A 25,479-nucleotide genomic window follows, 5' to 3' on the forward strand; every position below is an offset into this window, starting at 1 on the left:
GGACGAGGCGTTGATAAGTGAATCATCTTTTTGTTACCTATTTTTTCTGTAACCAAAAAACGATGGAACGTTGTTTTGATTGCCCTTAATGAGGACAGTCGGAACAGGTTTGTCATTTTTATATTTAAATGGCACAAATTTTTCTAATTATTTGTCATTTAGCGCTGAAAATTTTTGCTATTTATCTAAAAAAGTGATAACTACTTAAGATGAAGCAGAATATTTACGCCATACGGCATACAACCGCGAAAAATATAAAAAAAAGAAAACGATTGAACGCGTTTTTGCAGTCGCAAAGGAAAAGCATGGAATGCGCTACATCAAGTATCGAGACTTGGAAAACAATCAGGTGTATACGCTGATTGTTTTTGCTGCAATGAATCTGAAAAAGTTGTCCACTTGGCAGTTGGAACATATGTCTTCATATCTTTTATTATACAAAAATAGCAAAAGCACCAGTCTACACTCTTAGTAAAGAGGAAACTGATCCTTTTGTCTACATTCTTAAAGTACTTAAACTAAGTACTTTATTTTACTCTTTAGGATTGATACAGTAGCATCTATCCCTTTATTAATAATCTTTTATTTTTTTAAATAAAGATGTTGTCTCCATCTTCAGGCACTAAAACTTTTTCGGAAATTCCTTTTTCTTTATTGAAAGACTTTAATTCTTCTCTTGACAGTCCCCAATGGTTTACAGCTTCCATATGAACGGCAATAATTGTGGAATCTGGTATTGCTTTATGCAATTCATATAAATCGTCTTTCCCCATAATAAGAGATTCTCCAACTAAAAAATGATTATCTCCAGCATTTGCTACTATGATTTCTGGATTATACTGATCAATAGTTTGTTTAACAGCTTCATACCAAACTGTATCTCCTGTAAAGTATAGTGTCTTCTCAGTCGAATGTTTGAAAACAATACCGCAAACATTACCTACATAATTCAAGATTTCTCCTCTGCCATGTTTGCCTTTTGTTTTAACCAATTGTATAGATTCAAAAACTGTGTCTTCTCGTAGTACCTCCACATTTTTAAAACCATATAGTCGAATTTCATTCGCATCATTTTCATCTTGCACAAATAATTTTATTTCTTTAGGTAGGACCTCTTTCGCTATATCGTCCCAATGATCTAGATGTAAATGTGTTACAATAACAGCATCAATACCGTTGATAATATCTTCGACTGGCATTGGCAAATCAACTAGAGGATTCATTTGATCTTTTCTTGGTGATGGAAAAGGACCTTTCGAAATAAATGGTGGAAGTGTTCCTTTTTCCGCTAACATTGGATCAATTAAAAATTTTTTACCTCCATAGTCTAAGATAGCTGTTGCATTACGAATGTGATGTATATTCATAAACGTTGTCTCCTTTTTGTTGATATGAAATATTTTTAGTATAATTCAATTCCATACAATAAATAAACCGAACAAAAAAAGTCTTTTACTATTTTTACTTAATTTATGAAAGGTTGTTTACCATGTTAGACCAAACAGATATAAATATCATTGAGGAACTATCAAAAAATAGTCGAATCACAATGAAAGAACTTGGAGAAAAAGTACATTTGACTGGACCCGCTGTCTCGGCGAGAGTGACAAAACTAGAGGAAAGTGGAGTTATTGAAAATTATACAGTAAAATTAAATATGGAAAAGCTAGGGTTTTCGATTCACGCTTTTTTAATTATAATTACGCAAAATTTAAATCATAAACCCTATTTATCATTTATTAAAAATCATGAAAAATTCTTGATTAGAAATTATAAGATTAGTGGAGGGGGCTGTTATCTTTTGGAATGTAGATTTACTTCAAAAAAATCAATGAACAGCTTTTTGGAACAGCTTAATGAATATGCGAATTATAAATTATCTATTGTTATAGATTAATAATAAAACTAGCAGATGGTAAAAATACTAATATGCGAGACACACATTCAACCATAACTATATAACTTATCAATTTAAAACTAAACTGATGGAAACAAGTAAGGCAAAAACATTTATATTTTGCCCTACTTATTTTTTTAATTAAATTCATTGATGATTCATATTTAGAAAATTCTATGAAGGCCAAATGAGTATCCTGTCACTTTTTTAGATAAATAGCAAAAATTTTCAGCGTTAAATGACAAATAATTAGAAATATTTGTGCCATTTAAATATAAAAATGACACCAAGTATATCATGAACGCACAAAAAGACCAACAGGGTATACCCTGTTGGTCTAAATAAATGTCAAATTCCGTTCTCAACTGTGCATATTCATTCTATGTTCCATGTACCCCATTATCCTCCTGAATACTCATTCCAATGTTAGTTAATTTTTCTAATTCTTCTACGCTTAGATAAGCGCCATATTTTACAATTTCCTCATCAATGACAATAATCGGTAAACTTTTCAAATCTTTTGTCTGCAACAAGTTAAGAATTTTAGGGTTGCTAATAAAAGGCAAGATAGAGTCACTTAAAAAATATAAATTTGTTTCTATCTGTTTATTCTTAATCCGATTATAAAACTCTTTTAGCATCGTATCCTCATGTAATGATTGAAAAACGAAGAGTCCTTCATCATCACTTCTATTTAAGACATAGTAAGAAATTATCATTTTCCTATTGTCAATCCTCCCGCAGTGCAAGAGACTGACCCTACACCAAATGTATTATAAACTTGCATAGCTAATTTTACACTGTAATATTGTCTTTTCCCAGTAAATGTAAAATACATTCCTCCACCATAACCATAAGAATTAGCTAGATTTACTGTTTGAGTATATGATTTTGCACTACCTAAACTCAAGCGTGTAGAAATACGATACATCGCCGAATTGGGACTTGTTATAATATATTCTGTCCGCCCCTGCGTATTAGTAATTTTTTTAGTAGATGCGGTTAACCGCAATACATTTGCAGAAAAACGTGTTTTCGGATCTTGAGGCTCTATCTTTTGAGTGTAAAAAGTATCTTTATCACTAAATCCTTTGGATTTGAAGTAACTTTGTTCTTCTGGTGTTAATTGACTAAAAGTTTTTGCCATTTCACTTGTTTGTTCAACCATCGTGCTAGCTTTAACTATATTTCCAGAAGTCCCAATACCAATAAAACCAAATAACAGAATAAAAAGTGCGCTAAATAATTTTTTCATAGTAATCACTTCCTAATTCATTAAATTTTGAGGAAAACGCTTTCTCAATCTCGATTATACATCTCCTTTTAAAAATGTACACCGTTATTTTTTTGAATATTCAGACTTTTTCTTGTTCTTGATAAATGCAACAGATGAAATATTAAGTGTAAATAAAGTTTTTTATACTGTACCAGCTGAAAAGATGTCTCGTGTCAGTTCGGATATTAACACAATAACTAGTAGAATAGGTCTGACTAAAGCAATGCATATGGTACTAAAATACAATCAAGAAGATCCTCCTGTGCCTAAAACCTATGAAGCAATTGACTTAATTATTGTCGATGAAATTGATCGTTTAAAGCTTCAGCATTTAGAACAGCTAAGAGATATTTACGATAGAAATGATCTGGCAATGGTTCTTATCGGTATGCCTGGTATTGAAAAAAGATTGTCTCGTTATCCGCAGCTTTACTCTCGCATAGGATTTGCACATGAATTTGATAACCTTAGTAAGGACGAAACACATCATATTTTGGAATACAAATGGGCAGATTTAGGAATTGATATCAAGCTAGAAGATTTTTCTGATTATGAGGCTATCACAACTATCATTAAGATCACAAAAGGAAATTTTAGGCTTATTCATCGTTTATTTGCGCAGATTGATCGGATTTTAAGAATCAATCAAATGGATAAGATCACTGTAGAAGTTGTCGAAGCAGCAAGAGATAGTTTAGTCATAGGTATATAAAAAACCACCAAAAATCAGGTGGTTTTTGTCATTTAAAGATTGAAATTTTTGCCATTTAAATAGAAGAGTGACACAGATTCCATCGTTTCTTTATTTTCTTCGTCTTCTTCTGTGTGTATTTCGCGGTTTTTCTTCTATTGCTGGATCAATCGTGCCATAAAAGGGGCGATTGCGGTCAAGGTACCAGACATAAAGAATAAACAATGCAATACATAGGACAAAAAGGATTGCACCTATCGTAAATCCTTCAGGCAAGTAACTGAAAGTGACAGTATGTTTACCTGCTGGAACTTTTATCATCAAGAATGCGTCTTTGAAATTGCTGACCTTGACTGGTTTCCCATCAATTTTAGCTTTCCATCCTTTGTCATAAGGAATAGTTGTCACCAACATGGAATCTTCAGCGGTATTTACAGTCCCAGAAGCTTTTCTGCCAGTGGCTTCCATTTCGACACCTTTTTCTTTGATCTGATTCATTGCGGCTTGATAGGCTACAACATCTAGACCAACGACTTTAGGCTCCATGAAACTTACTTCTTTCGTTCCATAAAAACTTGCAGTAAATGTCACTGTTGTCTCTTGAGGATAATAGCCAAGATCATAGTATTGACCAGAAATGTTGATTTGCGTTTTTCGCGATGTACCATTGACAGTGATCGTCGCACTAGAACTTTCTAATTGTGCAAAATTGGTTGGGAACAAACTTAAGTAAGCTTGTGTATTTGCAGGCACATGGACTTCCCAAGTGAGCTCTTTTGGCTGGTTATCTGCTGTTTCTGAGTAAGTGACGCCAGTCGTTGTCTTTGTGATCGTCGTATTCAACTGATTCTTCAAAGTAGGTGTATAGAATGTAAAATACTGTTCATTTAAACCAGACAATGTATTGATCAAGTTTGTCTGACTGGTCAAATTATCTGTCACTGGCTGCTCAACATCATTAACGGACAACGGTGCAGTAAATGCTAGTGGCAATGCATTGACATTCTGATACAGTGTATAGTCGCCACTTTGACCAGCTTGGCGGAAGCCATATTTACTGAACGTGCTTTCGTTTTTAGAAATGTTATATTTGATTCCTGTAAGCCCATCCATTAGCAAAGTATTATTGTTATAACGGATATTCAAATTTGTCCCTCTTGAACGGAAACCTAATTTATCCAGGTAAGAGGAAGAATTACGATTTCTTATAGAAGAAAACAAACTGATACCACTGTAACCATAGTTGATCGAATCGTTTGCAGATACTGGATCCAGATTTTCCAAGCGGTAAAACGAGTCGGAATCTTTTTTTGTTTCATTTACAAGAGCTTTCAAGTCAGGATAAGGATCAGTATATAAACTGCGGGAAGCATAATTCCAATCATCAAGAATGCCATGGATCATACTGTTCGTATTGACCAGTGCTTCAGCAGACATGATCAATAATAACAATATACTCAGATGATTGAATGAAAGTTTTTTATGCTGATAAAATCCCACAGCAAAAGCATAAATCCCTAAGAAAACCACTGTCAATACAAAGGAAGTCATCGTCACATAGGTGTAGCTTCCTTCAGGTTTGATGCCCCATGCCACCGCAAAGAGAGCAGCTACGACCAAAATGATTCCTAACAACAGCCCACGATCGTCTTGTTCTATCTTTTCCCATCCTTTTCCTGCAAGCAGGAGCACTAAGAAAGAGAACAGATAGGCATAACGGAATAAAAACATATTCGGTGCATGCATACCATGCCAGAACAAATTCAATGGAACAAGATAGAAACTTGCGATAAGTATGGCGAAAAGACTGCCGTACAAAAATTTATTTTTCAACGGTACTTTCCGACTGGCAAAATAAAACAGACAGAGGACTAATGGTAGCAGACCTGCGTAAACGAACGGAATCGATCCGTATTTTGTCGTGTCATAAACACCAATCATATTTTTCATGATTAGATCCAGATAAGAAGTCGCTTCTGTTTTCAACGTAGTGATCTGACTCAGTGCCTCGCCATTTGACCGAAGATCCAGCACTGCTGGCAATACAATGATCATTGAAGCGCCGCCTGCCAGTAAAGAAGTGATACCATAAGGAACAATCGTTTTTTTATATTCTGACCAGTTTGTCAATAGACGGGCGATAAAATATAAGAAAGAAAATACGCCAATCATAAAACCCATATAAAAACTGGATAAAAACAAGAGTAAATAACTGATAAATAAAAGTTTCGGCCGTTTAAGATCCATAACACGATGAATCCCCAAAATCACTAATGGAAGATAAACAAATGCATCCAGCCACATGATGATCTCCGAATGTGCAGTGATAAATGAGATCAATGCGTAACTGACGCTAAGTGCAACATGCCCCCAGCGAGGAATCTTGAACGTACGTGCAAGAAACCAAAAAGCCAATCCGGCACAGCCGACCTTAAGCAAAGTCAGAACATACAGTGCATCTGGCATCATCTGGTTTGGAAAAAAGAACACCAGTGGCGTGAAGATCCCGCCTAGATAGTAAGAAATTAAAGATAAATAATTCAATCCTAGAGAAGCATTCCATGTATAAAAAATACTTTGCTTTCCAAGAAGAACATTTCGGAAGCTGGCATGAAAATTAGAAAACTGTGAAAAGGCATCACTTGCCAAAATACTTCTGCTGCTTCCAGGATAGATCCCGATACTTAGATAAACAAGTGCTAAAATCAAAAACGGAATCAGGAAACTAGCTGCTGCGTAGCGTCCGTTTTCTCTAAAGAATGACTTTAAATTTTTTTTCATATTTATTTTCCACCAAATTTCTATGAAGTTGTATTCAGTTTATCATATCCTTGTTTTTCTCTGCTTAAAAAGAGTCTAGTTTTCACAAAAAAATAAAATTTAGAATAAATAACTTCATAATTTGTTCGTATAACAAAAATAAACGCAAAAAAAGGGTAGGAATCAAAAGTCCCACCCTTAAAAATTTTTATTAAATAAAAAACCGTTCACTATCTGAACGGTCCAAGTATCATTCAATTAAACGCGTTCAACTTTTCCTGATTTCAAAGCACGAGTTGACACCCAAACTTTTTTAGGTTTTCCGTCGACCATAACGCGAACTTTTTGTAAGTTAGGTTTAACAGTACGTTTTGTTGAGTTCATAGCGTGTGAACGGTTGTTTCCACTTTTTGTCTTGCGACCTGTAAAGTAACAAACTTTTGCCATGGTAATTTCCTCCTTTGCCTTGATTTGGAGCAATAGAATAATTCAGCTCATACCAGACTAACATATCATATAGAATGGAAATTTGCAAGTACATTTTCATAGATACAATTGACAATTGAGAAGAATAATTGTAAATTAAACAAGGTTATACCTGAAATTTTGCAAGGTTTTTGAGTACTTTGGGTAACTGCCTTTTATTTCAAGTTGCGCTATGATAAAATATGATAGAAGAAAAATGGGAGTTTTTTACCCGTTAAGGAGGCTCATTCATGGCTGTAAAAATTCAAACGTCAGCTGGAACCATTGAAATTACCAATGATGTAATTGCAACAGTTGTTGGTGGCGCCGCGACAGATGTGTTCGGTGTTGTAGGAATGGCCAGCAAAAATCAAATTAAAGATAATATTACTGAGATTTTGCGTAAAGAAAATTACTCAAGAGGAGTAGTTGTCCGCCAAGAAGATAATGGTATTGCTGTAGATGTTTATACGATTATCAGCTATGGTACGAAAATCTCTGAAGTTTCCCGCAACGTCCAAGAAAAAGTGAAATACAATCTAGAGGCATTATTAGGCGTAACTGCCAATTCAGTTAATGTCTTTGTACAAGGTGTTCGTGTACTGCCAGACTAGGCAGGAGACTGGCTGGTAACTCAGCAGTCGATCTGAAGGAGGATTATCTAGGTGAGTGTAACAGAAATAAGTGCAAGCCAGTTCCAGGAAATGGTCCAGGCAGGTGCGAATCGTCTGCAAGTAAATGCAGAATACGTCAATTCATTAAATGTATTCCCTGTGCCAGATGGCGATACGGGAACAAATATGAATCTATCTATGACTAGTGGAGCTAAGGCAGTAGTAGATTCAACCTCAGAAAAAGTAGGAGAATTAGCAGCAATGCTTTCAAAAGGATTGCTGATGGGTGCGCGCGGAAATTCCGGCGTTATTTTGTCTCAATTGTTTCGTGGATTTTCTAAGCAAATTCCAGATGTTGTCTCATTAAATGCTTCCGATCTTGCTGCAGCCTTCACTCATGGAGTTGAAACTGCGTATAAAGCAGTAATGAAACCAGTAGAAGGAACGATTTTGACAGTAGCTAGAGAAGCAGCGAAAGCTGGAGAAAAGAAAGCAAAAAGTACTGATGATGTCGTTGAAGTAATGACAGCTGTTGTAAAAGGGGCAAAGCGTGCTTTAGCTAAAACTCCAGACTTGCTTCCAGTCCTAAAAGAAGTCGGTGTCGTAGACAGTGGAGGGCAAGGACTGCTGTTTGTTTATGAGGGCTTTTTAAGTGCATTGAATGGAGAATTCCAAGCGGATGAAACATATGAACCTTCTCCAGCAGAAATGGATGATATGGTCAATGCAGAACATCATCGCAGTGTCCAAGGTCAAATGGCGACAGAAGATATCCATTTTGGTTACTGTACAGAAATCATGGTAAAAATCGGAGAAGGACCTACAGTCGATAGTACATTCGATTACGAAGAATTCCGTAACTATTTAGATGGTATAGGAGATTCTTTACTTGTGGTCAATGATGACGAGATCATCAAAGTCCACGTGCATACAGAAAACCCAGGAGAAGTCTTGAATTATGGACAAAAATTCGGTTCATTAGTCAAAATCAAAGTCGACAACATGCGCTTGCAGCATGAGACGATTTTGGAACACGATGAAGAAGTGAACGAGTTTGCGAAAAAAGAAACACCACGTATCCCGTATGGTATCGTAGCGATCGCTGCTGGTAAAGGCGTCCAAGAGCTGTTTGAAAGTTTAGGCGCTAATTATGTTATCAGTGGTGGGCAAACAATGAATCCAAGTACGGAAGACATTGTTAAAGCGATTCAAGAAGTAAACGCAGATAAAGTGATTGTCTTGCCAAACAATAAGAACATCTTCATGGCAGCTGATCAAGCAGCAGAAGTAGCAGATATCCCAGTAGCAGTTGTTCCTTCAAGAACGATTTCCCAAGGATTGACAGCTATGCTTTCATTCAATGATCAAGCTTCTTTAGAAGAAAACAAAGAAACGATGACAGAAATGTTGTCTAGCGTTGTGAGCGGTCAAGTCACTCACGCGATCAGAGATACCTCAATTGACGGTGTAGAGATCAAAGAAGGAGACTTTTTGGGCATGATCGATGGAAAAATCCTGATCTCTAACCCAGATATCACAGCAACAGCGTTAAGTACACTAGAACAAATGATCAATGAGGACACAGAGATCGTAACGATCTTGGCAGGTGATGAAGGAACAGTTGAACAAGCAAATGAATTTGCTGAGAAACTAACAGAAAAACATCCTGATTTGGAAATCGAGATCCACCAAGGAGATCAGCCTGTCTATCCTTATCTATTTTCTGCTGAATAATTTCTGTGTCAGAATATCTTTCTAACACAGTATTCATTCATAAAAGGCCTTCGGTTAGTGATCAGGTATGATCGCTGACCAAGTCCTTTTTTTGTTAAAGGAGGGAGGAAAAATTTATGCGTTCTTTAGATGATCCAATCACTATGCTGGCAGGAGTCGGAGAAAAAAGAGCAGCTAGTCTTGCCAGCTTGGGCATCCAAACGATTGAAGACTTACTGACTTATTATCCTTTCCGCTACGAAGATATTCAGGAAAGAAATCTAAACGAGATCCAAGATCAAGAAAAGGTTACTTTGAAAGGAATCGTAGTCTCGCCTCCTGTGATGAATCGATTTGGTTATAAAAAAAGCCGATTGCAATTTCGTATGATGCAAGAACATGATGTGTTCAACGTTTCTTTTTTTAATCAACCTTATCTAAAAGAAAAAGTCATTTTATCGGAGGAAATCGCCGTATACGGTAAATGGGATGCAAAGCGTAAAGCATTGAACGGGATGAAGATTTTAGGTTCTCAAACAATGGATGACTTTTCGCCGATATATCACGTCAACAAATCAATTCGTCAAACGACATTAGTTGATCTAATCAAAAAAGGGTTTCAAGAATACGGCACATTGATTGAAGAAAATCTGCCAAACAACCTTGTGGAGAAATATCGACTGCTTGACCGAGCTTCTGCTGTAAGAAGTATGCATTTTCCAAAAGACCACGAAGAAAACCATCAAGCCAAACGACGTGTCGTTTTTGAAGAGTTCTTTTTATTTCAAATGCGTCTTCAAGGATTGAAAAAAGCAGAAAAAGCAGAAACGAATGGTTTGGAGATCCTTTATGATGTCCAAAAATTGAAAGAATTTACTCAAAAGCTACCTTTTGAACTGACAAATGCACAAAAACGTGTAACGAATGAAATCTGTCGGGATCTTCGCAGTCCGCAGCATATGCAGCGACTTTTGCAGGGAGATGTAGGTAGCGGAAAAACAGTGGTTGCCGCGATTGCGTTATACGCTACCGTTACAGCAGGTTTCCAAGGTGCGTTGATGGTGCCTACAGAAATCTTGGCACAACAACATATGGAAAGCTTGCAACAGCTGTTTGATCCCAATGAAGTAACCATCGCATTGCTTACGGGGTCAACGAAAGCAAAAGAACGTCGTGAGCTCCTTGAAAAACTAGAGCAAGGGGAAATTAACATCGTGATCGGCACACATGCATTGATCCAAGATGGAGTCGAATTTCAGAATTTAGGTCTAGTTATTACGGATGAGCAGCACCGTTTTGGCGTGAACCAGCGGAAAGTACTTCGTGAAAAAGGCTGGCGACCAGATGTCTTATTTATGACAGCGACTCCGATTCCTAGAACATTAGCTATTACAGCATATGGTGAGATGGATGTATCTATCATTGATGAACTTCCAGCTGGACGTATCCCGATCGAAACACGCTGGGTAAGAACACCTCAATTGGACAGTGTACTGGATTGGACGAAAAAAGAACTGGCAAGAGGACATCAAATGTATGTCATCTGTCCGCTGATTGAAGAATCAGAAGCATTAGATGTAAAAAATGCAGTGGAAATCTATGAAAAACTTCGTGAACTATTTGCACCAAAATATGAAGTTGGCTTGTTACATGGTAAAATGAAGAATCAGGAAAAAGAAGTAATCATGGAAGCCTTCAAAGACAACCAGATGCAGATATTAGTTTCGACTACTGTAATTGAAGTAGGGGTAAACGTGCCGAACGCGACCGTCATGCTGATCATGGATGCGGATCGATTTGGATTGGCACAGCTGCATCAACTTCGTGGACGTGTTGGACGCGGAAGTGATGCTTCCTACTGTATCTTAGTTGCTAATCCTAAAAATGAACTAGGTGTGGAACGGATGAAAATCATGACAGAGACCACCAATGGTTTTGTACTAAGCGAAAAAGATCTGGAATTACGTGGTCCTGGTGAAGTATTTGGCTTCCGTCAATCTGGTCTGCCTCAATTTGCGATTGCTGACTTGGTGACGGATGGAAATGTTTTGGAGGTAGCCAGAGAAGAGGCTGCAGCCCTTTGGCAGATAAAGGATTGGCAGATGCTTCCTGAGTATCAGCCTTTAGCGCAAAGCCTCCAAATAGAAAATCAGGATAATCGTTATTTCGATTAGCAGACTGTGCTATACTTTATACTGATGACGGAAAAAGGAGTGGAAACAATGAAAATTGCCGTAGATGCAATGGGCGGAGATCACGCACCTCAAGCAATTGTAGAAGGCGTGGCTTTAGCGCAGCAAGATTTTCCAGAAGTAGAATTCTTACTTTACGGAAAAGAAGCAGAAATCAAGAAATACTTAACAAATGAAAAAAACATCACGATTATCCATACAGACGAAAAAATCAATAGTGATGATGAGCCAGTAAAAGCAATTCGACGAAAAAAGACTGCATCAATGGTCCTTGCTGCACAAGCAGTGAAAAACGGTGAAGCAGATGCTGTATTTTCAGCAGGGAATACAGGCGCGCTACTAGCAGCAGGGTTGTTCATCGTAGGACGTATCAAAAATATCGAACGCCCTGGCTTGATGTCTACCTTGCCAGTAGTAGGGAAAGAAGGTGCCGGTTTCGATATGCTGGATCTTGGCGCTAACGCAGAAAACAAACCAGAACATTTGTTGCAATACGGTATTTTAGGTTCTTTTTATGCACGTAAAGTCCGAGGTATCGGACGTCCTCGTGTCGCACTCTTAAACAACGGAACAGAAGCAACAAAAGGTAGTGAAGTGACGAAAAAAGCCTATGAACTCCTTCAGAATGAAACAAGCTTGAATTTTATTGGAAACGTAGAAGCTCGTGAGCTACTCAATGGTGTGGCTGATGTAGTGGTCACAGATGGATTTACAGGCAACGCTGTTTTGAAATCTATTGAAGGAACAGCAATGAATATGATGAATCTATTAAAATCTGCTATTCTAAATGAAGGGATCAAAGGAAAAATGGGCGCTATGCTTTTAAAAGACGGCTTACGTTCTTTGAAAGCAGAAATGGATTATTCCAAACATGGCGGTGCCGTTTTGTTTGGCTTGAAAGCACCAGTCATTAAAACTCATGGAGCAACAGGCCCCGATGCTGTTCGCTATACGATCCGCCAAATCCACACAATGCTTGAGACAGATGTAGTTGGACAATTAGTCGAACAATTTGAAAAAAGCGAAGAATAGTATTTGGATATCTGAAGCAATCCGTTCCATTGAAAAAAAGGTGGACATTCCTGAAAAATGCCAGTAAAATTAGCCATGGTGTAGGTAATTGACAAGTGTATGATTCTTGGAGGTGAAAAAGTTGACTCGCGAAGAAGTATTTAACAAAGTAGCGAAAATTATTTCAAATCATTTTGAGATAGATACCGATAAAGTGACGGATGAATTGAACATCAAAGATGATTTAAAAGCTGATTCAATTAGTATTATGGAATTCGTTTTAGAGCTTGAAGATGAATTCGGTACGGAAATTTCAGATGAAGACGCTGAACAAATTGAAACAGTCGGTGGCGCAGTAGATTATATCAGCAGCCATCTTAAATAATTTCAAATAAAAGCAAAGAAGGATAAAAAGCTGCATACAGCTTTTTATCCTTCTTTTTTTAATCTTTTTGACACGTAAAAGTCATTTTTCTGATAATTCTGGCGATAAACAGAAATTATGTTGCAAAGTAAAGCGGTTTTCTATATAATTATTAATAATTCATTACACAAAGATAAGAATAACCTTTGTTATAAAACGCTTTATTCTGTGTAATGTCCTTTTTTATTAAGAAAAACTTCCATTTAGGAAGCAGAGAGGGGTATTCGATTGTCCGATAACCAATTATTAGAAGTTCAGAACCTACATACAGGATTCCGACTCAAAGATGACTATTACGATGCAGTAGATGACGTTTCATTTACTTTAGACAAAAACGAGATTTTAGCAATCGTTGGGGAATCTGGGTGCGGGAAAAGTACCTTGGCTACTACGATTATGGGATTACTTGATCCTAATAACACAAAAATTACAGGTGAGATTTTATATAACGATCTGAATTTAATCGACCTGAACGAAACGCTCTATAATAAAATCCGCGGAAATGATATCGGAATGATTTTCCAAGATCCGTTGTCTGCATTAAATCCTCTCATGAGAATCGAAGACCAGATCAAAGAAGGACTTTCCTATCACACAAAGATGAATGCAGAACAGCGTCAAGCTCGTGCACTAGAATTGCTAGAACAAGTAGGGATTCCTAATCCTGCGAGAGTTGGACGCCAATATCCCCATGAACTATCAGGCGGTATGAGACAACGTGTCATCATCGCAATCGCAATCGCCTGCAAACCTCCAATCGTCATTGCAGATGAACCGACGACAGCCCTAGATGTAACCATCCAAGCACAGATTCTTGATTTACTGAAAGACCTTCAGGAAGAAACAAAAACAGGGATCATCTTGATCACTCATGACTTAGGAGTCGTAGCAGAAATGGCTGATCGAGTGGCAGTGATGTATGGCGGACAGTTCGTTGAAGTAGCAGGTGTAAAAGAACTGTTTGATCATCCTAAGCATCCTTATACACGCTCTTTACTGAACTCTATACCACAAGAAGGAAATCATGATGCAGAACTCCATGTGATCGAAGGTGTCGTTCCTTCTCTGAAAAACATGCCTCGTAAAGGTTGTCGGTTTGCACCACGTATTCCATGGATACCAGCAAGCGATCATGAAGAAGAGCCTATCCTTCATGAAGTCGCACCGAACCACTTGGTACGTTGCTCCTGCTATAAGCATTTCCACTTTAGAGACGAAAAAGGAGAGGTGTAGATGACAGAATTAATCACAATCAAAGACCTGAAAGTTCATTACCCTATTCGCAGTGGATTCTTCAATCGAGTAACGGATCATGTATATGCTGTAGATGGTGTGGATTTTATTATCGAAAAAGGAAAGACATATGGTTTAGTGGGAGAGTCTGGCTCTGGAAAATCTACTACGGGAAAAGCCGTTGTGGGATTAGAAAAGGTGACAGCCGGACAAATCATGTATGAAGGAAAAGATGTAACGAAGCGAAGCAACCGCAAAAAAATGGGTTATAACAAGGATGTGCAGATGATCTTCCAAGATTCAATGTCCAGTTTGAATCCTAAAAAGCGAGTGTTGGATATCATTGCTGAACCCATCCGAAATTTTGAACGGTTAAGCGATCAAGAAGAAAAGAAAAAGGTAAAAGGACTGCTAGATATCGTTGGGATGCCGGAAGATGCGCTATATAAATATCCTCATGAATTTTCAGGCGGACAACGTCAACGTCTAGGAGTAGCCCGTGCTGTTGCTACCAATCCAAAACTGATCGTAGCCGATGAACCTGTATCTGCTCTGGATCTATCTGTTCAAGCGCAAGTATTGAATTTCATGAAACGAATCCAGCAAGAATACGGCCTCAGCTATTTATTCATTTCACATGATTTAGGTGTAGTAAAACACATGTGCGACAATATCGCAATTATGTACAAAGGTCGATTTGTAGAAATCGGTACAAGAGAAGACATTTATAATGACCCGCGACATATCTATACGAAACGTCTGCTTTCAGCTATTCCGCAAATCGATGTAGAAAATAGGGAAAGCCACAAAGAAAATCGACGAAGAGTAGAACAAGAGTATATCCAAAACCAAAAAGAATACTATGATGCGACTGGTCGAGTCTACGATTTGCGTACGATCACAACTACACACAAAGTGGCGTTGAAAGATGGAGGTGCAAGCTAATGTGGAAAACGATTCTGCGACGTGTTTTATTGATGATCCCGCAAGTTATTATTTTAAGTGTTCTGATCTTCTTATTAGCCCAAGCGATGCCGGGGGATCCATTTACCGGTTTGATCAATCCAAATCAGGATCCGGCAGTGATCGAACAGATGCGACAAGCAGCTGGCTTGAATGACCCATGGTATGTCCAGTACTTCCGTTGGATCGGAAATGCTTTGCAAGGCGATTTTGGTCAAAGTTTCTTATACAAACGCTCTGTTGCTGACTTGATCGGCGAACGGATCATCAACACTTTATATCTATCGATCTTGACAGTTGTCCTTACTTATTTGATTGCTGTGCCTCTGGGGATGCTTGCTGGCCGGTATCAAAATTCAATCTTGGATAAGATTGTCGTAATCTACAACTTCTTTAGTTTTGCTGTTCCTTTATTTATCTTCGGCTTGATCATGCTATTTGTTTTTGGTTATCGTTTAGGCTGGTTCCCAACAAGTGGATCACAAACACTAGGTTTGCAAGGTGGATTTATCACTCAATGGATAGACCGTTTGAAATATATTCTGTTACCATCAATTACCCAAGCATTTTTGGCGACTGCCGTCACAATCCAATATCTGCGAAGTGAAGTAATCGATTCGAAATCGCTCGATTTTGTCAGAACAGCCCGTTCCAAAGGGGTACCGACGAATAAAGTATTCAGTCGACATATTTTCCGAAATGCAGCGTTGCCGATGGCTTCTCAAATGGGGTATGAAATCACTTCGTTGATTGCTGGTTCTGTAGTTATCGAAAAGATTTTTGGTTATCCGGGAGTCGGAAAACTATTTATTGATTCCATCGGCCAACGGGACTATACCGTGATCACATCCTTAGTATTGATTTTAGGAATCGCGACGCTAGTGGGGACATTACTTTCAGATATCATCATGAGTATCGTTGACCCGCGTATTCGGATTCAATAAAACCAATCAGAAAGGAGAATGGATCGATGAGTGAAAAAAACAATACAGCAGTTCAAGAAAGTATTCCTCCTATGGGGATACGAATGATTGCTCGAGAATTTAAAAAAGATAAAATTGCTATTTTTTCATTAGGTTTGCTAGTGGTTTTATTATTAGTGATCTTTATCGGTGCGATGCTGACCGATCAAGACAAAGTGATGTATGTTAGTATCTTCGACAAATACGCTGCACCAGGAACAGTTTCGACACAAGGACAAAAGTTCATTCTGGGAGCAGATGAAGGCGGACGTGATGTATTAGGACAATTGATCATAGGTGCTAGAAACTCTGTTACGATCGGATTTGCGATCACGATCCTTACTTCGATCATCGGGGTTGGATTAGGGATCATCTCTGGCTACTACGGAGGGATCATTGACAACATCTTGATGCGGATCGTTGATTTTATCATGATTCTACCGATCATGCTGATCATTATCGTCTTCGTATCGATTATTTCCAGATACAATGTCTGGTCCTTTATATTCATCATGAGTGCATTTTATTGGGTAGCTAAAGCCCGATTATTCCGAAGCAAGACATTATCTGAAGCAAGAAGAGATTATGTCAGTGCCTCAAAAACAATGGGAACCAATGATTTTAAAATCATGTTCCGCGAAATCATGCCGAATCTAAGTTCATTAATCATTACTAATTTGACGATGAACTTTGCGGCAAACATCGGTATCGAGACAACTTTGACTTTCTTAGGTTTCGGCTTGCCGGCAAATGTACCTAGTTTAGGTACATTGATCGGTTATGCAAGTAACGGAGAAGTCTTAGTGAATCGGCAATGGATCTGGTTACCCGCATCAATCCTTATTTTAGTTTTGATGTTGAGTATCAATTATGTTGGACAAGCATTCAAGCGTTCTGCAGATGCGCGCCAACGGTTAGGCTAGTATAGAAGCGAAGGGGGAAATAGGAATGAAGAAAACGATTTTTGGATTTGCAGCGCTGATGTCTGCTGTCGTTCTTGCAGCATGCGGGGGCGGAGGTACAGATACCTCTGGAAACAACTCTGGAGGCAACGGCAATAACAAAGAGGAATTAACTTTTCCAATTGCAACAAAAAATAATGATGATGCAATCGAAGACGGCGAATTAGAAGCTGCGGTCGCAACGGACAGTCAGTTTAAAGGATTGTTCCAGTGGGAGTTTTACCAAGATTCATATGATGCAGCTTTTATGGCTCCTTCTCATGAACCGCTATTTGCAAACGATGACGATTTCAGAATCACAGACGACGGAGCTGCAACGCTTGATCTAGATGAAGATACGAAAAAAGCGACAATCAAAGTAAAAGACAACGTCAAATGGTCAGATGGTGAAGATGTAACGGCGGACGATGTGATTTTCCCTTACGAAATCATTGGGAATAAAGATTACACTGGTATCCGTTATGACGACACTTTCCGTAACATCGTAGGTATGGAAGAATATCATGATGGAAGTGCCGACACAATCTCCGGAATCAAAAAAATAGACGACAAAACAGTTGAAATCGAATATAAAGAAGTAAACCCAAGCATGCTTCAATCGGGTGGTGGTATTTGGTCATATGCAGCACCAAAACATACGTTAGAAGGTGTAGCAATCAAAGATATGGAATCAAGCGATCAAGTACGTAAAAATCCAGTGACTTTTGGCCCTTATTACATGAGTAATATCGTTGCAGGAGAATCAGTAGAATACTTGCCAAACGAGCACTACTGGAATGGTACGCCTAAATTGAAAAAGATCACGATGAAATCTGTACCGATGGCAAGTGCAACTGAAGCATTGAACTCTAAATTATATGATATGATTTTCCAAATGCCAACAGATACTTACGATACCTATAAAGAAATTGCTGGCTATACAAACTTAGGCCGTGAACAAACTTCTTATACTTATCTAGGATTCAAGTTAGGTAAATGGAATGCAGATACAAAGAGTGTGGAATACAATCCAGATTCAAAAATGGCTGATAAATCATTACGTCAAGCAATGGGCTATGCATTAGATAATAATGCAGTAGGTGAGCGTTTCTATGCAGGTTTGAGAAGCAATGCGACTTCATTGATTCCTCCAGTATTCCAGTCATACCATGATGATGAGATGAAAGGATTCACACAAGATCTAGACAAAGCGAAAAAACTATTAGATGATGCTGGCTACAAAGATGTGGATGACGATGGTTTAAGAGAAGACAAAGATGGAAATAAACTAACAATCAACTTTGCTTCGATGTCCGGTGGGGAAACAGCGCAACCATTGGCAGATTACTATATCCAACAGTGGAAAGAAATCGGTTTGGATGTCCAATACACAACAGGTCGTCTGATCGAATTCAATTCTTTCTATGATAAATTAGAAAACGATGATCCTGAAATTGATGTTTACCAAGCTGCTTGGAATACAGGAACTGATCCAAATCCAAGTGGACTATGGGGACCAAATGCTGCGTTCAACTACACTCGTTATGAATCAGAAGAAAATACAAAATTGATCAACGATATCAGTTCAAGCAAAGCATTTGATGAAGAGTACCAAAAAGAAGCATATCAAAAATGGCAACAATATGCATTTGAAGAAGCATTTGCGATTCCAACGTTGTTCCGTAATGAAGTATTGCCAGTCAACGACCGTGTCAAAGACTGGGATTGGTCTTATGATGTACCAAACCCATGGGCAAATGTTTCTGTTACAGCAGATTCACGTTCATAATCACTAAAAATGACCGAAAAAGGGCGATGTCCTTTTTCGGTTTTTTGATATTTTTCTGTTTATTTCTCTAATATTCAGGTCAAGGCGCTGATTTCATGACTTCTCCAATAAACGGTGTTCAAAGTCCAGTTTCTCGGTATTAAGTCAAATTTATGCAAAAATATGGAAAGCCATTTTCACAAAATTTTTTCTTCATACTCGAAACTAAACGAATTTTTCACAACTTCTCGTCAATCACTAGGATTATTAAAGCTTTACTTACCTTTTGACCGAACCATTTCAAATTTGACAAAAAACCAGTATAATAAGGAAGTATCGAAAAAATATCCATAAAAGGAATGTGGAAAATGGACAACCAGCTGACAAAAGAACTAAAAGAAAACTATAACATCGTTTTTCACGATCTAAATTTGCTTGAACAAGCTTTTACCCATTCATCCTATGTGAATGAGCATCGCAATCTGCAATTATCGGATAATGAGCGACTTGAATTTTTAGGAGATGCCGTTTTAGAACTGATGGTTTCTCAGTATTTATTCCGTTTATATCCTCATTTGCCAGAAGGAAAATTGACAAAAACACGAGCTGCGATCGTTCGCGAAGACAGCTTGTCGAAATTTGCCAAAGAATGTCACTTTGATCAATATGTTTTGTTGGGCAAGGGAGAAGAGAATTCAGGAGGACGTACGCGACCAGCATTGCTTTGCGACCTATTCGAAGCTTTTTTAGGCGCGTTATATCTTGACCAGGGATTCGACACGACCCATGCATTCATCGAAAAAGTGATTTTTCCTAAAGTCAAAGCAGGTGCTTTTTCACATGAGATGGATCATAAAACAAAACTACAAGAAGTCTTGCAAAAATCAGGTGATGTATCAATCGAATACCGATTGATCAATGAAGAAGGTCCAGCTCATGAACGAGTATTTTGGATCGAAGTTTATGTAGATGATCAATTGATTGGCACTGGACAAGGAAAATCGAAAAAATTAGCAGAACAAGCTGCGGCGGAAAATGCATTGGCAGCACTGTAAAAGTAAGTGAGGGAAAGCTTTGTATTTGAAACGAATTGAAATAGCCGGTTTTAAATCATTTGCAGACAAGACAGTCATTGACTTTGAAAATAGCGTCACAGCAGTGGTTGGACCAAATGGCAGTGGAAAAAGCAATATTACAGAAGCTATCCGCTGGGTATTAGGAGAACAATCTGCTAAAAGTCTGCGAGGCGGAAAAATGCCGGATATCATCTTTGCCGGTTCCGATACCCGTAAGCAGCTGAATATTGCAGAAGTCACAGTGATTTTAGACAATAGTGATCATTATCTGCCATTGGAGTACAATGAGATCAGTGTAACCCGCCGTTATCGACGGACTGGGGAAAGCGAGTTTTTCATCAATAAACAAAGCTGCAGATTAAAAGATATCCAAGAATTGTTCTTAGACTCTGGATTAGGAAAAGAATCGTTCTCAATCATTTCTCAAGGAAAAGTAGAAGCGATTTTCAGTAGTAAACCGGAAGACCGTCGTGGGATCTTTGAAGAAGCAGCTGGTGTCTTGAAATACAAGCAGCGGAAAAAGAAAGCAGAACAGAAGCTTTTTGAAACAGAAGACAACCTCAGCCGCGTCCAAGACATCATCCACGAATTGGAAGAACAGTTAACTCCTTTGGCCGCCCAGAGTGAGGCAGCAAAGGAGTTTTTACGGCTAAAAGAAACACTGACTCAAACCGATGTCTCTTTGATGGTTGCCGAAATCAAGACAGCAAAAAAAGATTGGGACAACAAACAAGCACAGCTTGCGAAATTCAATCTAGAATTAGGCAAACTATCTGAGTCGATCCAAGAACAAGAATCCATTTTGGCGAAGCAGCGTAAAGAAAATGCGCAAGCCGATCGTCTGATCGAAAAAAATCAGCAAGTATTATTAGATCTTTCGGAAAAACTGAAGCAGACAGAAGGACAAAAAGATGTTTTGCAGGAGCGGACAAAGCATACACAAAAAAGCTCGCAAGAATATCAAACTTCATTAGCAGAAGCACAAAAAAAGGTTAAACATTTTGAAAAGCTTCAAGAAAGCTTGTTGAAAGAAGTAGCAGAAAAAGAAACAGAAATCCAAAAAGCTGAAGCAAGTCTCATAAAAACACAGCAAGAATTAGAAAAATACCAAAAATCAACGAAAGAATTACTGGCAGAACTAAGAGATCAATATGTTGATTTGATGCAAGAGCAAGCAGCTGTAGGAAACGAACTGAAGTATCTAGAACGTCAATATGTACAAGAAACAGCAAAAAGTAAGCAGACGTTAGCCAAGCAATCGGAAGTAGAGGCATCAGTAGACCGATTGATCTTACAAAAAGAAGAATTGACACAAAAGCAGGCGCAGCTAAAATCATCTTTAACTGAAACAAAAGAGAAGTTAGAAATGATCCAACAAAACGGGAAAAAGTTCCAAGAAGCATTAGCAAAAGAACAGCCTAAAATGTATCAATTAATGAATCAAGTCCAGCAGCTACGTGCTCGTAAGAAAAGCCTTCAAGAAATCCAAGAAAACTATTTTGGTTTTTACCAAGGGGTTCGATTGGTCTTGCAGCATAAACAGCAGCTTTCGGGTATTGTCGGAGCAGTGGCTGAACTGATCGATGTTCCTGCAGATTTCACGTTAGCTATCGAAACAGCTTTAGGTGGGGCAGCCCAGCATGTCATCGTTGAAAATGAAAAAGATGCTCGGCAAGCCATCACGTATTTGAAACAGCAAAGAGGAGGAAGAGCAACATTCCTTCCACTGACGACAATCAAACCAAGACAATTACCGGCTCATATATTGACACAAGCAGCAGCTGTAGAAGGGTTTATAGGGATTGCCAGTGAACAAGTCAGTTATCCCGATCAAATCCAAACTGTGGTTCAAAACCTGCTAGGAACGATCCTTTTAGCCAAAGACTTAACTAGTGCCAATGCAATCGCGCAAACGATCCGCTATCAATATCGAGTGGTTTCCTTAGAAGGTGATGTGATGAATGCCGGAGGATCCATGACAGGTGGAGCGAATAAACGAGGAAACCAAGGCAGTTTGTTTGTACAAAATCAAGAATTGAAACAGTTGACTAGTGAATTTGAAGAAGCAGATAAACAACTCCAAGCACAAGAAAAAAAAGTTCAGGAGCTGCAACAAGAAACAGCTCGTTTAGCCGAAGAACAAGAAGTTTTGCGTACACGAGGCGAACAATTACGTTTTGAAGAACAAGAAGCGACAAATCAGCTGCAAAACATCATAAATGAACTTGAACGTTTTGAAAAAGAAAAGCAAATCTCAACTTTTGAGACACGTGAACTGCAGCAGTTTATCGAAGATTACGAAAAGCAAACGAACGAATTGAAAGACAAACAAACAGATCTTGAATCGCAACGACAAAAAATCGACGAAGAAATCAAATCGTTAAGTCAAGAAAGCGACCAGATGGAAGCCAGAAGAGCACAAGTACAAAGTCAAAAAGCACAAGAACAAGCAGATCTTGCTGTCTTGAAAGAGCAGTTTAATCATCTGCAGATCCAGCTCCGCGGTGCCCGAGTCCAAAAAGCAGAGGCAACCGAACGTCAAGAAGCGATAGAAAAGCAGTTGGCGACATTGACAGCAGACTTTTCTGATCATGAAGTCACAGAAGAAAGTTTGGAAAAACAAATTAACGAATTATCTGCTCAGCGAGAAACATTGAAAGCCGAGTTGGCAAAAGCCAAAGAGCAGCGAGATAGAAGGCAAAAGGAGATCGATAAGCTTGAAGCAGTCTTGGCAGAGCGTAATCGTGAGCAAAAAGCACGACTGTCGGAACAATCCAAATTAGAAGTCCAAAAAGACCGAGCTGAAATGATTTTAGATAATCATTTGACCTATCTGCAGTCAGAATATCAGCTGACATTTGAGAAAGCTTCCCAAGACTATCAAGAAACAACCGATATCGAAGACAGTAGAACAAAGGTTTCATCCTTAAAAGAACAGATTGAAAAACTGGGACCAGTAAACTTAAATTCAATCGAACAATACGAACAAGTCAGTGAAAGACATACATTCTTAGCAACACAGCGAGATGATCTGTTAGCAGCGAAAAACCAATTGTTTGAAACGATGGATGAGATGGATGATGAAGTGCGGACAAGATTCAAAGAAGTATTTGAAGCTATCCGTCAAGAATTCAAAATTGTCTTTCCAAATATGTTTGGCGGCGGTAAAGCTGAATTAGTACTGACAGAACCAACTGATTTGCTGAAAACAGGTATTGAGATTGAAGTACAACCTCCTGGCAAAAAACTGCAAAGTTTAAGTTTGCTTTCTGGAGGAGAACGAGCACTTACAGCCATCGCGTTGCTCTTTTCTATTATCCGTGTCTGTCCTGTTCCGTTTTGTATCTTAGATGAGGTAGAAGCAGCGTTAGATGAAGCCAACGTGAAACGTTTTGGTCGTTACTTGAGCGATTTCCAAGATGACACACAATTTATCGTAGTCACACACCGCAAAGGAACGATGGTCGCAGCAGATGTACTGTACGGAGTGACGATGCAGGAATCCGGTGTATCAAAAATCGTTTCTGTACGGATGGAAGATATCAATGAAGAGGCGAAAATCAACGAAACGAAAGTGTAGGAACGAAAATGATCAAATTAGTAGCAATCGATTTGGACGGTACATTATTAAATGAACAAAAGCTGATTTCAGATGAGAATAAACAAGCATTAGCACAAGCAAAACAGCAAGGGGTCAAGATCGTTCTATGTACAGGACGCCCCTTAGCTGCGATGGCGCATTATCTGCAAGAATTAGGACTGGTAGATGAAGGTGACTACAGCATCACTTTCAACGGCGGTTTGGTACAAAAAAATGATACTGGTGAAATCATGGAAAAGAAAGTGATGGAAGTATCAGATATCCAACGCTTATACAAACTGGCTCAGCAATTGGATCTGCCACTAGATGTTTTGTCTGACAATGTGGTTTTACAGCTGCCTAGTGCCCCAAGGAAGCAATCCTTGTACAATGTGTTGAATAAGCTGCTGCAATTCCAACCAGCGGATATAAGCGATATTACAGATGAATTTGTGCTTAATAAGGCAGTAATCGCTTATGACCAAGAAGAATTAGATCCTAAAATCAAAGAAATACCAGCAGAATTCCATGAAATGTATGAGATCATCAAAACGAGAAGTATGCTTTTGGAATTTATGCCAAAAGGTGTTACAAAAGCTTATGGTATTTCTTTATTGGCAAAAGATCTTGGTTTGAAACAAGAAGAAATCATGGCAATCGGTGATGAAGAAAATGATTTACCGATGATCCAATACGCTGGACTAGGCGTAGCGATGGAGAATGCTGTGCCTTTCGTCAAAGAAGCAGCAGATTTCGTGACAGCCAGCAATGAAGAAAATGGCGTAGCCAAAGTGATCCAAAAATTTGTATTAGAGTAGGGGGGAGTCAAATGGGATTTTTTGATAAAATCAAGCGTGCTTTTACTGGCGAAGAGAAAACAGAAGAAGTTGAAGTACAGGAGAAGTACGACAAGGGTTTAGAAAAGACGCGTAAAACATTTGGTGAACGGATGAATGAGTTGTTTGCCAATTTTCGAACAGTCGATGAAGACTTTTTTGAAGAATTAGAAGAAACACTTATCGGTGCAGATGTAGGTTTTGAAACAGCGATACGAATCACCGAAGCATTACGTCAAGAAGTGAAACTCAGAAATGCGAAAAAATCGGCAGAAGTCCAAAATGCGATCATCGAGAAACTTGTGGATCTCTATGAAGCGGAAGGAATCAATGAAGTAAATGAACTAAATATCCAAGAAGACGGACTAACAGTTATTTTGTTTGTCGGTGTTAATGGTGTAGGGAAAACAACAAGTATTGGTAAACTTGCCCATCAGTTCAAAAACGAAGGTAAAAAAGTATTGATGGCAGCAGCAGATACCTTCCGCGCTGGAGCAATCGACCAGTTAGTTGTCTGGGGCGAACGCGCTGGTGTTGAAGTTGTTCGTGGCAATGCAGGCGGCGATCCAGCAGCTGTCGTATTCGATGCTTTGGAAAGAGCAAAGATAGAGCAGGCAGATGTTTTACTAGTTGATACTGCAGGCCGACTGCAAAATAAAGTGAACTTGATGAACGAATTAGAAAAAATAAAACGAGTAATCCAGCGGGAATTACCAGAAGCACCCCAAGAAACACTTCTTGTACTAGATGCAACAACTGGTCAAAACGCGATGGTTCAAGCAAAACAATTCAAAGAAACAACAGATGTGACCGGTCTTGTTTTGACAAAATTAGATGGTACAGCAAAGGGCGGTATCGTACTTGCTATCCGTAATGAATTGCATTTACCAGTGAAATTGGTCGGTCTTGGTGAAGGAATCGATGACTTGGAGCCGTTTGATCCAAATGATTTTGTCGTTGGATTGTTCAAAGGATTACTAAAAGAAGAATAACCCATGTCTAAAAAGCAGGAGCTGTGACAAAAGTTGCAGCTCCTTGTTTGAATGATTGTTTTTAACATAGCTGTGTTTTTGATGC

At 38.6% G+C, this 25,479-nt stretch carries 21 protein-coding genes and 1 pseudogene; 17 read left to right on the plus strand and 5 right to left on the minus strand.

From position 1 onward, the window contains the following. Nucleotides 1-208: 208 nt before the first annotated feature. Nucleotides 209-403, plus strand: a pseudogene (locus IGL70_RS00445) (transposase); the annotation flags it as partial. A 187-nt stretch (nucleotides 404-590) separates the two neighbouring features. Here the strand turns inward: IGL70_RS00445 and IGL70_RS00450 are convergent. After that, nucleotides 591-1,367: an MBL fold metallo-hydrolase gene (locus tag IGL70_RS00450; RefSeq protein WP_002301171.1), complete on the minus strand. Its 777-nt coding sequence runs from the start codon at nucleotides 1,365-1,367 to the stop codon at nucleotides 591-593. 122 nt (nucleotides 1,368-1,489) lie between these two features. Here IGL70_RS00450 and IGL70_RS00455 point away from each other — a divergent pair, with 122 nt between their 5' ends. Continuing rightward, nucleotides 1,490-1,897: an Lrp/AsnC family transcriptional regulator gene (locus IGL70_RS00455; protein WP_002294304.1), complete on the plus strand. Its 408-nt coding sequence runs from the start codon at nucleotides 1,490-1,492 to the stop codon at nucleotides 1,895-1,897. Nucleotides 1,898-2,277: 380 nt separating this feature from the next. Here IGL70_RS00455 and IGL70_RS00460 read toward each other — a convergent pair whose 3' ends face one another. Next, the gene (locus IGL70_RS00460; protein ID WP_002317041.1) at nucleotides 2,278-2,616 is read right to left on the minus strand and encodes an arsenic metallochaperone ArsD family protein; all 339 of its coding nucleotides are present in this window, start codon (nucleotides 2,614-2,616) and stop codon (nucleotides 2,278-2,280) included. Then, nucleotides 2,613-3,152: a hypothetical protein gene (locus IGL70_RS00465; RefSeq protein WP_002301170.1), complete on the minus strand. Its 540-nt coding sequence runs from the start codon at nucleotides 3,150-3,152 to the stop codon at nucleotides 2,613-2,615. Before IGL70_RS00465 ends, IGL70_RS00460 begins: the two co-directional genes overlap by 4 nt. A 112-nt stretch (nucleotides 3,153-3,264) precedes the next feature. Between IGL70_RS00465 and IGL70_RS00470 the strand changes: the two genes are divergently transcribed. Further along, entirely contained in the window at nucleotides 3,265-3,885 is a 621-nt protein-coding gene (locus IGL70_RS00470) for an AAA family ATPase (protein WP_002317547.1), read from the plus strand. A gap of 90 nt (nucleotides 3,886-3,975) precedes the next feature. Here IGL70_RS00470 and IGL70_RS00475 read toward each other — a convergent pair whose 3' ends face one another. Together IGL70_RS00475 and rpmB are read right to left on the minus strand one after the other, a co-directional pair. Next, a complete protein-coding gene (locus IGL70_RS00475; protein WP_113844043.1) occupies nucleotides 3,976-6,645 on the minus strand; it encodes a YfhO family protein in 2,670 nt (889 codons plus the stop codon). 237 nt (nucleotides 6,646-6,882) lie between these two features. Continuing rightward, entirely contained in the window at nucleotides 6,883-7,071 is a 189-nt protein-coding gene (rpmB, locus tag IGL70_RS00480) for a 50S ribosomal protein L28 (protein WP_002290463.1), read from the minus strand. Between the two features lie 269 nt (nucleotides 7,072-7,340). Between rpmB and IGL70_RS00485 the strand changes: the two genes are divergently transcribed. The 14 genes from IGL70_RS00485 to ftsY all read left to right on the plus strand — a co-directional run bounded on the left by IGL70_RS00485 (nucleotide 7,341) and on the right by ftsY (nucleotide 25,394). Next, nucleotides 7,341-7,703 (plus strand): Asp23/Gls24 family envelope stress response protein, encoded by a 363-nt coding sequence (locus IGL70_RS00485; protein WP_002294298.1) that lies wholly within the window; start codon nucleotides 7,341-7,343, stop codon nucleotides 7,701-7,703. Nucleotides 7,704-7,754: 51 nt separating this feature from the next. Next, nucleotides 7,755-9,437 (plus strand): DAK2 domain-containing protein, encoded by a 1,683-nt coding sequence (locus IGL70_RS00490; protein WP_002301169.1) that lies wholly within the window; start codon nucleotides 7,755-7,757, stop codon nucleotides 9,435-9,437. Between the two features lie 116 nt (nucleotides 9,438-9,553). After that, nucleotides 9,554-11,590 (plus strand): ATP-dependent DNA helicase RecG, encoded by a 2,037-nt coding sequence (recG, locus tag IGL70_RS00495; protein WP_002301167.1) that lies wholly within the window; start codon nucleotides 9,554-9,556, stop codon nucleotides 11,588-11,590. Nucleotides 11,591-11,638: 48 nt separating this feature from the next. After that, complete coding sequence (plsX, locus tag IGL70_RS00500) at nucleotides 11,639-12,640, plus strand: phosphate acyltransferase PlsX (RefSeq protein WP_002289721.1); 1,002 nt, start codon at nucleotides 11,639-11,641, stop codon at nucleotides 12,638-12,640. A gap of 121 nt (nucleotides 12,641-12,761) precedes the next feature. Further along, nucleotides 12,762-13,004, plus strand: coding sequence for an acyl carrier protein (gene acpP / locus IGL70_RS00505; RefSeq protein WP_002294295.1), 243 nt, complete (start codon nucleotides 12,762-12,764; stop codon nucleotides 13,002-13,004). Between the two features lie 267 nt (nucleotides 13,005-13,271). After that, nucleotides 13,272-14,276, plus strand: a complete 1,005-nt coding sequence (locus IGL70_RS00510) for an ABC transporter ATP-binding protein (RefSeq protein WP_002287889.1) — start codon at nucleotides 13,272-13,274, stop codon at nucleotides 14,274-14,276. Beyond that, on the plus strand, nucleotides 14,277-15,221 hold the full coding sequence (locus tag IGL70_RS00515; protein WP_002287891.1) for an ABC transporter ATP-binding protein: 945 nt from the start codon (nucleotides 14,277-14,279) through the stop codon (nucleotides 15,219-15,221). After that, entirely contained in the window at nucleotides 15,221-16,183 is a 963-nt protein-coding gene (opp4B, locus tag IGL70_RS00520; RefSeq protein WP_002287892.1) for an oligopeptide ABC transporter permease, read from the plus strand. The genes IGL70_RS00515 and opp4B overlap by 1 nt, the downstream gene beginning before the upstream one ends. A 26-nt stretch (nucleotides 16,184-16,209) precedes the next feature. Further along, nucleotides 16,210-17,124, plus strand: a complete 915-nt coding sequence (locus IGL70_RS00525) for an ABC transporter permease (protein WP_002287893.1) — start codon at nucleotides 16,210-16,212, stop codon at nucleotides 17,122-17,124. 25 nt (nucleotides 17,125-17,149) lie between these two features. Next, nucleotides 17,150-18,931 carry an oligopeptide ABC transporter substrate-binding protein gene (locus tag IGL70_RS00530; RefSeq protein WP_002287894.1) on the plus strand — a complete coding sequence of 594 codons (1,782 nt, stop codon included), beginning with the start codon at nucleotides 17,150-17,152 and terminating at the stop codon, nucleotides 18,929-18,931. A gap of 347 nt (nucleotides 18,932-19,278) precedes the next feature. Beyond that, nucleotides 19,279-19,965, plus strand: coding sequence for a ribonuclease III (gene rnc / locus IGL70_RS00535; protein WP_002287896.1), 687 nt, complete (start codon nucleotides 19,279-19,281; stop codon nucleotides 19,963-19,965). A 19-nt stretch (nucleotides 19,966-19,984) separates the two neighbouring features. Then, entirely contained in the window at nucleotides 19,985-23,566 is a 3,582-nt protein-coding gene (smc, locus tag IGL70_RS00540; RefSeq protein WP_002301166.1) for a chromosome segregation protein SMC, read from the plus strand. 8 nt (nucleotides 23,567-23,574) lie between these two features. Further along, nucleotides 23,575-24,384 (plus strand): Cof-type HAD-IIB family hydrolase, encoded by an 810-nt coding sequence (locus IGL70_RS00545; protein WP_002287898.1) that lies wholly within the window; start codon nucleotides 23,575-23,577, stop codon nucleotides 24,382-24,384. An 11-nt stretch (nucleotides 24,385-24,395) separates the two neighbouring features. Then, nucleotides 24,396-25,394 (plus strand): signal recognition particle-docking protein FtsY, encoded by a 999-nt coding sequence (gene ftsY, locus IGL70_RS00550; protein ID WP_002301165.1) that lies wholly within the window; start codon nucleotides 24,396-24,398, stop codon nucleotides 25,392-25,394. Nucleotides 25,395-25,479: the final 85 nt, after the last annotated feature.

Source organism: Enterococcus sp. DIV0901a (assembly GCF_051711525.1).
GTDB classification, from domain to species: domain Bacteria; phylum Bacillota; class Bacilli; order Lactobacillales; family Enterococcaceae; genus Enterococcus_B; species Enterococcus_B faecium.

Excerpts from the sequence above, each read along its gene's own strand:
- IGL70_RS00455 (WP_002294304.1), top strand. The coding sequence starts at position 1,490 with ATGTTAGACCAAACAGATATAAATATCATTGAGGAACTATCAAAAAAT.
- IGL70_RS00475 (WP_113844043.1), bottom strand. The coding sequence starts at position 6,645 with ATGAAAAAAAATTTAAAGTCATTCTTTAGAGAAAACGGACGCTACGCA.
- IGL70_RS00545 (WP_002287898.1), top strand. The coding sequence starts at position 23,575 with ATGATCAAATTAGTAGCAATCGATTTGGACGGTACATTATTAAATGAA.
- IGL70_RS00450 (WP_002301171.1), bottom strand. The coding sequence starts at position 1,367 with ATGAATATACATCACATTCGTAATGCAACAGCTATCTTAGACTATGGA.
- IGL70_RS00485 (WP_002294298.1), top strand. The coding sequence starts at position 7,341 with ATGGCTGTAAAAATTCAAACGTCAGCTGGAACCATTGAAATTACCAAT.
- IGL70_RS00525 (WP_002287893.1), top strand. The coding sequence starts at position 16,210 with ATGAGTGAAAAAAACAATACAGCAGTTCAAGAAAGTATTCCTCCTATG.
- IGL70_RS00465 (WP_002301170.1), bottom strand. The coding sequence starts at position 3,152 with ATGAAAAAATTATTTAGCGCACTTTTTATTCTGTTATTTGGTTTTATT.
- rpmB (WP_002290463.1), bottom strand. The coding sequence starts at position 7,071 with ATGGCAAAAGTTTGTTACTTTACAGGTCGCAAGACAAAAAGTGGAAAC.
- opp4B (WP_002287892.1), top strand. The coding sequence starts at position 15,221 with ATGTGGAAAACGATTCTGCGACGTGTTTTATTGATGATCCCGCAAGTT.
- IGL70_RS00530 (WP_002287894.1), top strand. The coding sequence starts at position 17,150 with ATGAAGAAAACGATTTTTGGATTTGCAGCGCTGATGTCTGCTGTCGTT.
- rnc (WP_002287896.1), top strand. The coding sequence starts at position 19,279 with ATGGACAACCAGCTGACAAAAGAACTAAAAGAAAACTATAACATCGTT.
- ftsY (WP_002301165.1), top strand. The coding sequence starts at position 24,396 with ATGGGATTTTTTGATAAAATCAAGCGTGCTTTTACTGGCGAAGAGAAA.
- IGL70_RS00460 (WP_002317041.1), bottom strand. The coding sequence starts at position 2,616 with ATGATAATTTCTTACTATGTCTTAAATAGAAGTGATGATGAAGGACTC.
- plsX (WP_002289721.1), top strand. The coding sequence starts at position 11,639 with ATGAAAATTGCCGTAGATGCAATGGGCGGAGATCACGCACCTCAAGCA.
- recG (WP_002301167.1), top strand. The coding sequence starts at position 9,554 with ATGCGTTCTTTAGATGATCCAATCACTATGCTGGCAGGAGTCGGAGAA.
- IGL70_RS00515 (WP_002287891.1), top strand. The coding sequence starts at position 14,277 with ATGACAGAATTAATCACAATCAAAGACCTGAAAGTTCATTACCCTATT.